This is a genomic window from Bacillus paralicheniformis (assembly GCF_001042485.2).
GTDB classification, from domain to species: domain Bacteria; phylum Bacillota; class Bacilli; order Bacillales; family Bacillaceae; genus Bacillus; species Bacillus paralicheniformis.
Map to the genome: position 1 here is coordinate 436,469 of NZ_LBMN02000012.1, position 13,389 is coordinate 449,857.

General features: G+C 45.3%; 14 protein-coding genes and 1 riboswitch. Of the genes, 1 reads left to right on the forward strand and 13 read right to left on the reverse strand.

Annotated features, from left to right (window positions below):
• Window positions 1-40: 40 nt before the first annotated feature.
• A riboswitch (SAM riboswitch) is annotated at window positions 41-154 on the reverse strand.
• A 303-nt stretch (window positions 155-457) separates the two neighbouring features.
• A complete protein-coding gene (gene cspB, locus ACH97_RS11280) occupies window positions 458-658 on the forward strand; it encodes a cold shock-like protein CspB (RefSeq protein ID WP_003155376.1) in 201 nt (66 codons plus the stop codon).
• 119 nt (window positions 659-777) lie between these two features.
• Here cspB and ACH97_RS11285 read toward each other — a convergent pair whose 3' ends face one another.
• The 13 genes from ACH97_RS11285 to trmL form a co-directional block, all read right to left on the reverse strand.
• On the reverse strand, window positions 778-1,719 hold the full coding sequence (locus tag ACH97_RS11285) for an ABC transporter permease (RefSeq protein ID WP_020450683.1): 942 nt from the start codon (window positions 1,717-1,719) through the stop codon (window positions 778-780).
• On the reverse strand, window positions 1,712-2,635 hold the full coding sequence (locus tag ACH97_RS11290) for an ABC transporter ATP-binding protein (protein ID WP_020450682.1): 924 nt from the start codon (window positions 2,633-2,635) through the stop codon (window positions 1,712-1,714). The genes ACH97_RS11285 and ACH97_RS11290 overlap by 8 nt, the downstream gene beginning before the upstream one ends.
• A gap of 19 nt (window positions 2,636-2,654) precedes the next feature.
• Window positions 2,655-3,197 (reverse strand): ATP-binding cassette domain-containing protein, encoded by a 543-nt coding sequence (locus ACH97_RS11295; RefSeq protein WP_241494248.1) that lies wholly within the window; start codon window positions 3,195-3,197, stop codon window positions 2,655-2,657.
• 441 nt (window positions 3,198-3,638) lie between these two features.
• On the reverse strand, window positions 3,639-3,968 hold the full coding sequence (locus ACH97_RS11300; RefSeq protein ID WP_020450679.1) for a hypothetical protein: 330 nt from the start codon (window positions 3,966-3,968) through the stop codon (window positions 3,639-3,641).
• A 13-nt stretch (window positions 3,969-3,981) separates the two neighbouring features.
• Window positions 3,982-4,512 (reverse strand): NAD(P)H-dependent oxidoreductase, encoded by a 531-nt coding sequence (locus ACH97_RS11305; protein ID WP_020450678.1) that lies wholly within the window; start codon window positions 4,510-4,512, stop codon window positions 3,982-3,984.
• A 17-nt stretch (window positions 4,513-4,529) separates the two neighbouring features.
• Window positions 4,530-6,095 (reverse strand): DHA2 family efflux MFS transporter permease subunit, encoded by a 1,566-nt coding sequence (locus tag ACH97_RS11310; RefSeq protein WP_217626294.1) that lies wholly within the window; start codon window positions 6,093-6,095, stop codon window positions 4,530-4,532.
• Between the two features lie 63 nt (window positions 6,096-6,158).
• The gene (locus tag ACH97_RS11315) at window positions 6,159-6,791 is read right to left on the reverse strand and encodes an HlyD family secretion protein (RefSeq protein WP_020450676.1); all 633 of its coding nucleotides are present in this window, start codon (window positions 6,789-6,791) and stop codon (window positions 6,159-6,161) included.
• Between the two features lie 307 nt (window positions 6,792-7,098).
• On the reverse strand, window positions 7,099-8,265 hold the full coding sequence (gene yhbH / locus ACH97_RS11320; protein WP_020450675.1) for a sporulation protein YhbH: 1,167 nt from the start codon (window positions 8,263-8,265) through the stop codon (window positions 7,099-7,101).
• Between the two features lie 166 nt (window positions 8,266-8,431).
• Window positions 8,432-10,327, reverse strand: coding sequence for a serine/threonine protein kinase PrkA (gene prkA, locus ACH97_RS11325; RefSeq protein WP_020450674.1), 1,896 nt, complete (start codon window positions 10,325-10,327; stop codon window positions 8,432-8,434).
• Between the two features lie 396 nt (window positions 10,328-10,723).
• The gene (locus ACH97_RS11335; RefSeq protein ID WP_048350450.1) at window positions 10,724-11,425 is read right to left on the reverse strand and encodes a hypothetical protein; all 702 of its coding nucleotides are present in this window, start codon (window positions 11,423-11,425) and stop codon (window positions 10,724-10,726) included.
• Window positions 11,426-11,439: 14 nt separating this feature from the next.
• Window positions 11,440-12,150 (reverse strand): polymer-forming cytoskeletal protein, encoded by a 711-nt coding sequence (locus tag ACH97_RS11340; protein WP_048350449.1) that lies wholly within the window; start codon window positions 12,148-12,150, stop codon window positions 11,440-11,442.
• 15 nt (window positions 12,151-12,165) lie between these two features.
• Window positions 12,166-12,780 carry a YhbD family protein gene (locus tag ACH97_RS11345; RefSeq protein WP_023856473.1) on the reverse strand — a complete coding sequence of 205 codons (615 nt, stop codon included), beginning with the start codon at window positions 12,778-12,780 and terminating at the stop codon, window positions 12,166-12,168.
• A 98-nt stretch (window positions 12,781-12,878) separates the two neighbouring features.
• A complete protein-coding gene (gene trmL, locus ACH97_RS11350; RefSeq protein ID WP_020450670.1) occupies window positions 12,879-13,352 on the reverse strand; it encodes a tRNA (uridine(34)/cytosine(34)/5-carboxymethylaminomethyluridine(34)-2'-O)-methyltransferase TrmL in 474 nt (157 codons plus the stop codon).
• Window positions 13,353-13,389: the final 37 nt, after the last annotated feature.

Here is a 13,389-nt window from a genome sequence, read left to right on the forward strand (position 1 = left end):
AGCCTTAGACGACACGAAGTAAATAGAGTGGTCCGCTCTCTTCTTATCTTCCAAGCCCGTACGGCTTGTTGGATGTGGCACAGTATTCTGCTGTATGCAGAACCCGCTGCCGAGGCTTCATAGGGCCAATTCCCTCCGCCTCTCTGAATAAGAAGTGTTGATGCATGAAGTTTTACCTAACTTTACAGCTTCTTTGAAATGTTGTCAATCAGATTTGTGAAAATTTCAAAAACATGCTTTTCAATGCTTTATTTTTCGCCCTGATTATTAAATTTCACTTTTTTTAAAAAAATTGTGTTTAGCAGTTGTAATTTCGCTTAAACACTGGTAAAGTAAAGGTAATTATTTTTGTTCGAACTATCTTTAAGAAGAAAGTTTTGTAAGAGTTTTCGTCTTGGAAGTTTGTTTTAGAGCAAGAATAGTGAATTTAAGCGTTATCGCTTTAGGAGGAAATTTCATGCTAGAAGGTAAAGTAAAATGGTTTAACTCTGAAAAAGGTTTCGGATTCATCGAAGTTGAAGGACAAGACGATGTATTCGTTCATTTCTCTGCTATTCAAGGCGAAGGCTTCAAAACTTTGGAAGAAGGCCAATCTGTATCTTTCGAAATCGTTGAAGGAAACCGCGGACCACAAGCTGCTAACGTAACAAAAGCGTAAGCTGTGAACCGCTGATCTTCATACAGGACTGCTGACCGAATGTCAGCAGTCTTTTTATATTTTATTTAAAAAAGCCTCACGCCCGGAAAACCGGGGTGAGGCTTTTTCGTGAATACCGCTTATGAAGCGATGTCTCTTTTTGTGAATGCCCCAAAGGCGAGCACATGAAAAACGATAAAATAGACAGCCAGCACGACAATCGAGAATCCCAGCGTCATATCTGAAACAAGCGGAGATCCATCAAAGTATTGAGTGAGATCAGTGTTGGCAAATAAGATGTATTTCACCCATTCAAATTTTGTCGCGAGCAGGTTTGTCACCGTTCCGCCCATTGCCAAAAGGAAAATTGAAATACCTACGGCAAGCGAGCTGTTTCTGAAAACAGCTGAAATCATAAAGGCCATTGTCGCCATCATCAAAAGCGAGATTGAATTCAGCAAATAGCTGCCGGCCAAGTGCAGCAGCAGGCTTTTTTCTTCAACTGTTCCATCGGCGTACGCCAAGTGAACCTGGCTGCCGTCGCCTGCCCCGAATAAAGCAAGGCCTGTGATACCCGCGCTTGCGAACAGAATGAAAAGCAAAGCCAATGCAAAAAGCAGAACTGTAAAATATTTTGCCAGCAAAATTTTAAAGCGGCTGATCGGCCTGATCACAAGCAGCTTCACCGTCCCCCAGCTGAATTCATTCGCAACGATTCCCGCAGCCACCGTGATCACAAACAGACCGAGGAGGGGAATGATGCTGCTCGCGTCGCTGATGAACGACAGGGCCGAATAGTCCCCGTCTTCCGGCAAATCGTGCTTGATTCGATACTCATTAATGGCGGTCGACCGTTCATAGCTTTTTTCAAGTGCCGGATTATTGACCCCTTTAAGTTGTTCTTTCATATCTTTATTTTCCTGCATTAATTCTTTTTTCCAGTCCGGGTTGTGGTCTGTCTCTCCGATCGTCTTTGTGAGAACGCCCAGCCCGATGGCAGATAACAGCAAAATCGCGATCATGACGTATGTGCCTTTTCGATTAAAAATTTTGATCCATTCATTTACGATGAGATTAAACATGCTGAGCTTCCTCCTTATCTGCGGTGATTTCCAGGAACCGGTCTTCCAGCGACTTGTTCACAGCCTTCACTTCATATAGGCGGACACCGCTGTCTGACAAGTGTTTGATCAAATCAGGCACTTCATCCTTTTGAAGGCTGAGCTCTATCCCGCCTTCCGCTTCGTCAACCTTCATCTTTCTGAAAGCAGCCGCTTCCCGCATCAGAGCCTGATTGTCATCCGCTTGAAGATAATAGCGCTTCTTTTCATCCCGAGCGGGTCCGTGCACATGCTGAATATCCCGGAGCTTTCCGTTCTGGATAATGGCGATCCTGTCGCACATCAGCTCCATTTCTGAAAGCAGGTGGCTTGAAACGATGACCGCCATACCTCTTTCTCTCGTCAGCTTTCTTAAATGATCGCGGATTTCCCGGATACCGGCCGGATCAAGCCCGTTCGTCGGCTCATCGAGAATCAAGAGCTTCGGATCGTGCAAAAGGCTTTGGGCCAGGCCAAGCCTTTGTCTCATTCCTAAAGAATACGTTTTGACCTTATCGTTGATCCTGTTTTTCAATCCGACAAGCTCGACGATTTCGTCAATTTTCTGTTTCGTTACGCCTTTCGTCATGCGCGCGTATTGCTGAAGGTTTTGGTAGCCCGTTAAAAATTTATACAGTTCCGGATTTTCAACGATCGCTCCGATATGCCGTGCAGCCTTTTCAAAATTTTCTTTTACGCTGACACCGCACACGGCGATTTCACCGGCGGTGATGTTCATATGCCCGACAATTATCCGGATCGTCGTCGTTTTTCCGGCGCCGTTCGGACCCAAGAAGCCGAAAATCTCGCCTGCCTGCACGTCAAAGCTCAAGCCGTCGATGATCTTTTTCCCCCTGATCGTTTTTGATACATTTTTTAATTCTAAAAGTGTTTCCACTGTTTCTCCTCCCGCCTTTTCAATCTTTTTCTTCGATAAACCGTTTCAGCCATTCCAAAAGCGACATTCCGGATTCCTCGCGCAGCTGTTCGACATCCTTTTTTTCTTCAATTCGGCCATTTAAGACGACGACGACCTCATCCAAAATTTGTTCAATTTCATGAATCTCATGGGTGGCGATGACGATCGTCTGCTTATCAAGCTCCAAATATGTAAGAAGGCTTTTAACGATCGACTCTCTCACCATCGGGTCAAGACCGGAAAATGGCTCATCAAGCAGTACGACCGCTGCATCGCGCGCCAATGTGAGCGCGAGCTTCAGCCTGCCCCAGTTGCCTTTGGAAAGCTTGCCGATTTTTTTATCCCTGTCGATTTTCATGTCCTTTAACAGGTCCCACGCTTTATTTATACGGAAATCGGAAAACTGGGTTTCATAAAAGTGAATCATATCCTTGACGCGAAATGGATCGTAGAACATATCAAGCTCTGTTAAATAGGCAATGTTCTTCATCTCCTTTCTGGCTGAATCAGCTTTTAAAGAAATGCTCCAGAATCTCTGCACTTGATGAACAGCGCCTCGAATAATCCATAAGCATTGTAGATCAACAAGGAAATGTCCCGGATGAATTTTTGATAGCCGAATATTTTCTGAGCGCTTCATCTATCGTTCGAAAGAACATCACCTCATGTGGAAAAAACACGGAGCCTAAAAAGACAGCGATATTGACAAGAAGCAAATGACGCGGAAAACAGGCTGTTGCTGCTTGAGAGCAGAACGCTTCTGACAATCAGCCCGAAAATGAATAAACTAGCGCGGGAAATCAATTGGTATACAACAGCAATAACGCACTGTTGTTCGGATTATATAACCAAAGCTGCGTCTTTCCTTCCAGACCGAGCTGTATCAGAGTACTGCATCAGTAGTACGAGGGAAATCACAAGTAATATTGCAAAAAAGCGCAAATAAAAAAAGCAAACCCGCTGGTTCCCAGCGAATTTGCCTTTAATCCTGTTCCCGTTTTTTCATGGATTTTAATGCTTTTCGGTAATCCATATCGTCCATTTCCGTTTTCTCGGAATGTTTTTTTTCCTCTTTTGGATGTTGAAGTTTTTGCAGAATCGCCCGATAGGTTTGATCATTCATTTCGAACGGATCTTGCTGATCGGCTTCAACTTGCTCAGGCGCTTCTTCCTGAACATGAGGAATGCCAGCTTCAGCTGCCGCGTTATCCTCATGTTCGGGTTTATCCTGTGAAGACGCCGACCGCACATTAAATACCACCAGACCGATAATGACGAGGACAGCAGCGATGATGGTCAATATAATGGTCATGTCAAATCGCTCCTCACTGTCCTGCTGTAAAGCGGTCTGTCACTTGGGCGACGCGTCTGCCTAAAGCCCGGCCCAGCTCCAGGCCTTCTTCGCCGATCAGTTCGTCACTGTCGACAGGACACGTGATGCCTGCACCGTAATAAGACCCGTATAAAGCATTTTCAGGTACATTTCCAGGCAAGCCGACGACCATCATGCCTTGATGAAGCATCGGTGTTATTAAGTTGAGCATTGTCGCCTCAAGACCGCCGTGAGTTGTCGCTGTTGTGCAGAAGACTGCGCCGATCTTATTGATCAGCTTCCCTTCCGCCCAAAGGTAGCCCAGCCTGTCGATCCAAGTTTTTAATCCGGAGCTGATTGTACCGAAATGACCTGGGCAGCCCCAGATGATAGCATCCATTTCTTCGAGCTTTCTAATATCCGCCTGGCTGACATGATCGATCAGCACGTCTGCAGCCTCATGTTCCCCTGCACCTTCCGCAATGGCTTCAGCCAGCTTTTTCGTATGCTCGCCTTCACTGTCGTAAACAACATAAATTTTCATGTCAGAACCTCCTCATTTTAAGATTCTTTCGCTTCTTTAGGAGCCGGAAGCAATGTCAGCTCCTCCGCCTTGTTCTTCCTGCGCAGCTTGTCTTTTCTGACATCCCTCAAAAACAGGCTGAGAACGAGGCCGATGACACAGAACCCGGCCGCCCACATAAATGCGTCATTGATGCCCATGACATTCGAGTTGAGCTGAGCCTGTCCGGTCAAATATTTCACGACATATTGTTGTGCTTGTTCAAGAGATATATGCATCGATTGCGCTGTTGACTGAATGGTTGACTGCAATGTGCTCATAAATGACGGATCAGCCGTATTTGTCTGATCGGCCATTGATGCATAGTGGAATGTCGTGCGATTTGTATAAATCGTCGTGATCAAGCTCGTTCCGATCGAACCGCTGATTTGGCGAAGCGTATTCGACATCGCCGTTCCGTGGCTGTTTAAATGCTGCGGAAGCTGGTTCATGCCGGCAGTCATGATCGGCATCATCAACATGGACATCCCAAACGCCCGAATCGCATAGATCAACACGATGTGCATATACGGTGTATCGATCGTAAGCGTCGTAAATTCGTAGGTCGTCACAACAGTGATCAATAATCCGACAATCGCTAGCGGCCTTGGGCCGACTTTATCAAATAAAATTCCTGAGATCGGCGACATCACAAGCATGACAAGTGCGCCCGGCAGCATCAAAAGCCCCGACTGAAGCGCTGTAAAGCCGACCAGGTTTTGCAAATAAATCGGAATCAGGAACATTCCTGCATACAAAGCAACTGTAATGATGGCGTTGATCACGCTTGACAGTGAAAACATATCGTATTTGAACACTCTGAAGTCAAGCATCGGCTCTTTCGATTTCAACTGCTGGATGATAAAAGCGGCAATGCCGATCACACCGATCACAACTGTAGAAAGTACGAGCGGATCATCCCAGCCGTCTGAGCCGGCTTCGCTCACACCATACAGCAACGCCGCAAATCCGACAATTGAAAGAATCGCGCCCGCTGTGTCCAATTTGATTTTTTTAGGTTCCGTCATATTTTTAAATAGGAAAAAACCGAAAATGATGACGATCAAACCAACCGGCACAAGGCCGTAAAACATGATCCGCCAGCTGTAGTTTTCAATGACCCAGCCGGATAGCGTCGGACCGACAGCAGGAGCAAACATCATCGCAAGCCCGAAGATTCCCATTCCTTTCCCGCGGCTTTCCGGAGGAAAGATAAAGAGAATCGTGGTCATGACCAAAGGCTGAAGTATGCCTCCGCCGACTGCCTGAATGAGGCGTCCGGTTAACATCGTCGAGAAGTTAGGCGCAATTCCGCATATCAGCGTTCCGACCGTAAACAGCAGCATCGCCGTTAAAAACAAGCTCCGTCCGCCGAACCGCATAATCAGGAAGGCTGATAAAGGAATCAAAACGCCGTTGACAAGCATATATCCGGTTGTCAGCCATTGAATCGTTGTGGCGCTCACATTGAACTCTGTCATGAGATGAGGCATCGCCACATTCAGTAGCGTTTGGTTTAAAATGGCCAGAAACAAGCCGCCCATTAAAATGATGAGCAGTGACATATTTCCTTTTTTCTGAGAAGCCACTTATGACATCCTCCTTTCGCTCGTTTTTATTTCCCCCGGTTATTTTGAAATTTTCACGGATGCGTTCATTCCCGGCAGCACTTTGTCAGACGGGTTTTTAATTGAAATTTTCACAGGTACTTTCTGCGTCACTTTCGTGTAGTTTCCGCTTGAATTGCTTTGAGAAAGCAAGTCAAATGTTGAGTTTGTCGCATAGCCGATTTCTTCGACATTTCCTTCAAATGTAGTGCCTGAATCACCGTCAACGACGATATCGACTTTGTCCCCTTTTTCGATGTCTTTCAGGTCGTTTTCTTCAATGTTAGCTGTAATGTACAGATGATCCATGTCGATGGTTTTCGCAAGCGTTTGACCGGCTTGTACGATCTGGCCTTCTTTCGCTTCGTTTTTGACAATCGTTCCGTCCATGATCGACTTCACGTCAACCGTTTGTTCCCCTTTGATTTTCGCTGCTTTTTCGTCTTTTGAAACTTTTGATCCTTCTTTCAAATCCCAATCTGAGAGCTTCCCTGATGCAGGCGCCGTAATGTCGGCCATCTCGCCTGTCACGTGTGCTTCGTCGGTTTTCACATAGCTGATGCTGTCATAATAGAAATACGCACCTCCTGCTAAGATGGCAAGCACGATGATGAGTCCGATAATGTTCGTCGCAATTAAACGTCCTTTGCTCATGTTTATTTCTCCTTTCATATCCTTATATTTTGGATGAAGCCGGTTTGATCGGCTTCCGCGGTTTTGCGTTTTCCTATTTCCTGCCCAGCAACTTGCGGGACGTGTACTGAAAAAGTTGTTCAAAACTGAGCAAGAAAGATCGGAAGCGGTAAATTTGTTTTTACCTCTGCACAACAAAATAAATAGTTAACAAGATTAAATATTAGTTAAAGTAATAAAGAATGTCAATAACCTTGCACTTAAAATTTTGATTTAAATATTTTCCAAACAAAAAACCTCCGCTGCCGGAGGTTTCAATCGCGTTTTTTCATGTATATTGATGCCGTTCTTCATTGCTGAAGAAGCTCTTCAGAGCCTGAAAAACATCGGCTTTCTGTTTCAGCACATAATACTTGAATTTTTCGTTTTTAATATTTTTGTAGGCTGACATTAACGTTGAATGTCTGTTGTACTGGTTGACTTCGCCATAGCAAAAGATATTCGCTTTCTCCATAATCTCTCCGACAAGCTTAACGCAACGCGCATTGTCGGATGTCAAATTATCGCCGTCCGAAAAATGAAACGGATAAATGTTATAGCGTGTCGGATGGTATTTGTCTTCAATCAGTTCGAGGGATTTGCGGTATACAGATGAACAAATCGTGCCCCCGCTTTCCCCTTTCGAAAAGAAATCTTCTTCTGATACCACTTTGGCTTCAGTGTGATGGGCGATAAACTCAATATCGACCGTTTCATACTTTGTCCGTAAAAAACGTGTCATCCAAAAGAAAAAGCTTCGCGCCATATATTTTTCCCAAACGCCCATCGATCCGCTCGTATCCATCATTGCGAGCACAACGGCTTTTGATTCCGGCTTTACGGAGTCATTCCACGTTTTAAATTTTAAGTCTTCGGGGTAGATCGGATAAAATGAAGGTTTTCCCGTCATTGCATTTCGCTTAAAAGCGCTGAGCATCGTTCTTTTCTTATCGATATTACCGGTCAAACCCGTTTTGCGGATATCGTTGAACTCAATATCTTCGACAACGATATCATCCCGTTCTTTTTGTTCTAAATTCGGCAGTTCCATTTCGCTGAAGAGCGCCTCTTCCAAATCGATTAACGAAACTTCAGCTTCATAATAATCTTCACCGGCCTGATCGCCCGCTCCCTGGCCTTTGCCGGCGCCCCGTTTATCCGAACCGTCCCTTGCGACGATATCTCCTACCTCGCTGTCGCCGTCTCCTTGGCCGGCATGTTTATTTTTATCATAGTTATAGCGGATTTTATACTCATCTAACGATCGAATCGGAATTTTGACAACATCTTTGCCGTTGGACATAATAATGCTTTCTTCTGTAATCAGGTCAGGCAGATTGTTTTTGATCGCGTCCTGCACCTTTTTCTGGTGACGCTGTTGGTCATCATACCCTTTTCGGTGGAGGGACCAGTCTTCCTGAGAAATAATAAAATGGCCATTGTCTTTATGGGACATGAATTCCCCTCCTTATTGATAATCCCCTTAAATGGCTTCGGTTTATAGCCCTGCGGATGCAAGTCTAAAATGTTTATTGTTATCTTATGCAGGTGCAAATAACTTTTGACAAACAATTTTGAAAATGGGACAAAAGGACCCGCCCTTCTCCGGACGGGTCTTCAAGTTACCGGTTTAATAAGCTTCCTACATATTTTAAGAGTTCGTTTGCGCTAGTCGAGTTGTAGCCGTGCTCATCAATGAGACGGGCGACGACCTCGTTGATTTTCTTGAGCTGCTGTTCGTCCGGCGTTTTTGTCGATGTCGTGATTTTGACGACATCTTTCAAGTCTGCGAACAGCTTTTTCTGAATGGCTTCTCTGAGCCGCTCATGCGAATTATAGTCAAACCGTTTCCCTTTTCTTGCATAGGCAGAAATGCGAATGAGAATTTCTTCGCGGAATGCCTTTTTCGCATTTTCGGAAATGCCGATTTGTTCTTCTATTGACCTCATCAGCTTTTCATCCGGATTCATTTCTTCTCCCGTCAGCGGATCGCGAAGCTTAATTTTATTGCAGTACGCTTCGACATTATCAAGATAATTGTCCATCAGCGTTTTCGCAGATTCCTCATAAGAGTACACAAACGCTTTTTGGACTTCTTTCTTCGCCATTTCGTCGTATTCTTTTCTGGCGGCGGAAATAAAGTTCAAATAACGCTCGCGGTCTTCTGCCGAAATCGATGGATGCTGGCTAAGCCCTTCTTTTAAAGAACGGAGGACATCAAGCGCATTGATCGATTCCATGTTTTTGCGGATGATCGTCGACGAGATCCGGTTGATGACATAGCGCGGATCGATTCCGCTCATTCCTTCGTCAGTGTATTCTTTTTTCAAATCCTCGACATCGACAGAATTGTAGCCTTCAACACTCTCTCCGTCATACAGCCTCATTTTTTTGACAAGATCAATGTCTGACCGCTTCGGCTCTTTCAGCCTCGTCAAAATCGAAAACATCGCAGCCACTTTTAGCGTGTGCGGCGCAATATGAACATCAGACACATCGCTTTCAGCGATCATTTTTTCATAAATTCTTTCTTCTTCTGATACTTTTAAATTATATGGAATCGGCATGACGATAATCCGCGAATGGAGCGCTTCGTTTTTCTTATTGGATATAAATGAACGGTATTCGGTTTCATTCGTGTGGGCTACGATCAATTCATCCGCTGAGATGAGCGCGAACCGGCCCGCCTTGAAATTCCCTTCCTGTGTAAGCGATAAAAGATGCCAGAGGAATTTTTCATCGCATTTCAGCATCTCCTGAAATTCCATCATTCCTCTGTTCGCTTTGTTTAATTCTCCGTCGAACCGGTATGCGCGCGGATCGGATTCCGATCCGTATTCGGCAATCGTCGAAAAATCAATGCTTCCCGTCAGATCAGCGATATCCTGCGATTTAGGGTCCGACGGACTGAACGTGCCGATCCCCGTCCGTTTATCCTCTGAAAAAAAGATTCTTTCAACCTTCACGTCTTCTATTCTTCCGCCGTATTCCTGTTCCAGCCTCATCATGTTCAAAGGGGACAGGTTGCCTTGAATACGGATGCCGTATTCATTGTAAAAATCGTCCCGCAGATGCTGAGGAATTAGATGAAGCGGATCTTCGTGCATTGGACAGCCCTGAATGGCGTAGACAGCCCCTTCATCTGTAAGAGAGTATGCTTCAAGCCCCCTTTTCAGCATGGTGACCAAAGTCGACTTTCCCCCGCTGACAGGCCCCATCAAAAGCAGGATTCTTTTTCTGACATCAAGGCGCTTCGCGGCCGGATGAAAGTATTCTTCAACTAGGCGTTCCAAAGGCTCTTCAAGACCAAACAGCTCTTTGTCAAAGAAGCTGTATACTTTTTTCCCGTCTTTCTCTTCAATGCCGCTGTCTTTAATCATATTGTAAACGCGGGAATGAGCAGATTGCGCGACAGTCGGATTTTCCTTTACGATTTCTAAATATTCAGCGAAGGTTCCTTCCCATTTCAGACGCTGCTCTTCCTCTCTATACTGTTCAATCTTTTTTAATATATCCATAAGAACCTCCTATATGATGATAAATGCAAGGTGCCAAGTGAATCACTGTTACATTCAATCTATGCGGAGATGTCCCTTTAGATGCTTTTCATATAAAAAATGAAATGTACTTTCCTCGAATTGACAAGGATGGAGCAAACCATTCATAATAAGAGCAGAAAAGTTCCGTCCGCAAGTGCTCCTGCGGTACGGCTGACGGCATCGGTGCAGATGACAACAAGGGAATAAGGATGAGGAGGGATTTTAATGAGAACGTTGATCATGATGGGGGTCATCCTCGCGTTCCTCGTATCCATTTTTACTGCCGGATACGAAAGTAAACCCGGCAAATAAAATTCAAAGGAAAAAGGATGGCTCACTTTTGAAGCCATCCTTTTTTCGTAACATAACACTGTTTTATTCCTGTTGATCTTCATTTACTTCAGACTTAGGAGATACCCGGCAGCTGCTTTTGTATTCAACTTTCTCAATCTTGCATCCGGGCCCTATATGCACGCGGTTTCCCCTGACCATGCGGGCCTCCGTGTTTTCCAGGTAAATATCATCTCCTTCGATTGTCCCTGCTGAGAGAAAACCTCCGTTTCTATTAAACAAGAGCTCGCGTTTTTTGACAATCTTAATATGCGTGCCGCCGATATCGCCAATCGAACTGTTTCCGAACTTTAAGCCGATGTCAATCGCGCCGGCGTTCAGCAGACCCTTTACGTCCAAGCTGCCCGTCAGTGTAAAATCCTCTGCCTCACAATCGCCTCTTACGTTCAGTGCGCCTTTGAAATCGCACGTTTCAGCCGCCATATTACCCCCGATATTGATAATGCCTTTTACGGCTGCATCGCTGATGTCGGCGTCCTCAGAAACATCCGCCGTCCCGTACACTCTGGCTTTGTCAGCTTTCAGCCTCCCTCGGATCTCTGTTTCCCCGTGTACACTAAAGCTTTTGATTGTCGCATCGCCTGACAATTCGCTTGTGCCGTGTGTACTGAATTTTTCACATTCAATGTTTCCTGTGATCGTTCCTTCACCTCTGATGAGAACATGATGGAATGATCCGCCTCCGGCATTTCCGGAGCCGTGTATTTTCAAGTCGTGTTTCTTCATGTCCTATCCCTCCGCTATATTTTCCTCTTCTCTCCGACTTTTGCCGTTTCCGCCACCCGGATATCTTCCTTATACTCAATCAGGTCGATGTCGCAATTTTCGCCGATGATAACCGAATTGCCCCGGACAACTTTCGCGGCCGTATTGGCGAGTTCAATTTGATCCCCTTCAATCAGCTCGGCAGACAGTCTCGGAGGAGAAATAAGCGGCGTTAAAAACGAGAACAACTTCGATTGATGTGCAGTGCAGACGATCCGCCGGCACCCGATTTCTTTCACTTTACTTTCACCGCCGTGAACCTTAATCTCAATTTGTTCCGCGTTTAAAAGCCCGTCGATTGTAAAATAGCCTTCCGCAGTAAAATGTTCCACTTCGCAGTCTTTGCCGATTGACGTTTTTCCGCGAACGATTGCTTCGTCGCCTTTCACATGTCCGCTAATGCCGGCATAGCCTAAGACTTTAAGCTGTTCTGCTTCGACATCGCCATCCACCTTTGCAGAACCGTCGATTCTGACCTTGGAAGCTGCGATTGCGCCGTTTAGTTTGGCGTGGCCGCTGATTCTCAGCTCATCCGCTTTCACGTCTCCGTTTACAGTCCCGGTGCCGCTGCAGCTGAACCTTTCGCAGTCAATATCGCCGTTAATCGTTCCTTTGCCGTTTAATTCAACCGTTTGATACGTGCCTCCGCCTGAACTGCCAAATCCGTTTATCAATAAATTCTCCATCTTTTGATCCTCCATTTACATAAATTTTGTTTTCAATTCTTCGCTGCTCGCTGCCAGATTGATGTCAGCGGCGACCTTGACTCCTTTTTCCAACACGATGCTGCCCTCGGTGATCAGACATGTTGCAATGCCGAGCTTCCGAAGCACAATCAGCCTCCCTTTGTTCTCCGCCTCGTGCGACATGATGACATCCAGCACCATTTTTCCTTCATCCAGGCTGATGTCGCCGGATTGGAGCAGGCCTTCCAGCACATAAGCCGCAAGCGCTTCTGTCAGATGAAATGGATCATCGCGCTTTCCGGTGCATTCTTCAAAAAACGTCATGACCGCTTGTGAAACGATGCCTTTTTCAAGCAGTTCCCCGCGGCTCGCGCTAAGTTCGGACAGACCGGGTGTAAACATTTCCGCCATTTCATCAAGGGAAAGATTTTCTTTCATGCTTTGAATGGTTTCGATTCTTTTTAAAATGTCTTCCTTCGGAAAAAACGTTTCTTGTCCGGTGAACGTCGATTTCCGGATAAACCACTCTTCCGGTATTAAATTTTTCCGTTTCCATCTATAGAGCTGCCCGTATGAGATCGAAGTCAAATCCAGCAGCTCTTTTTTTGAAATTAAATCATCCTGAACCATCTGTTTCAGCTCCTTTACACACATTGTAACATAACACTGTTACATTAGAAAGTAAAAAAAGAACCCTCTGTTAAAAAGGGCTCTTTTCCTGATAAAGCTTAAGTCAAATCTCTGTAATTCTGCTGGCGAAGCGCCTCGTACACGAGGATTGCTGCAGTATTTGATAAGTTCAGTGATCTGACATGCTCTGTCATCGGCAGGCGCAGACAGCGATCCATGTTTTGTTCGATCAGCTCTTTCGGCAAGCCGTTCGTCTCTCTTCCGAAGACAAAGAAGTGATCTTCGTTTTGATCTGAATAATCAAATGAAGTGTGCGGTTTTTGACCGAATTTTGTAATGAAGAAAAAACGGCCGTCAGGATGGGCATTAAACAATTCGTCCAATGAGTCGTGGTAGACGACATTGACGAATTCCCAATAATCAAGACCTGCCCGCTTGAGCATTTTATCGTCGGTTGAAAAGCCGAGCGGTCTGATTAAATGAAGCGTTGTATCTGTTGCTGCACAAGTCCGTGCGATATTTCCTGTGTTTGCAGGAATTTCTGGTTGATATAGTACGACATGCAATGCCAAAAGTATTCACCTCTGTTTTTCTGATCCGCTGTTTATT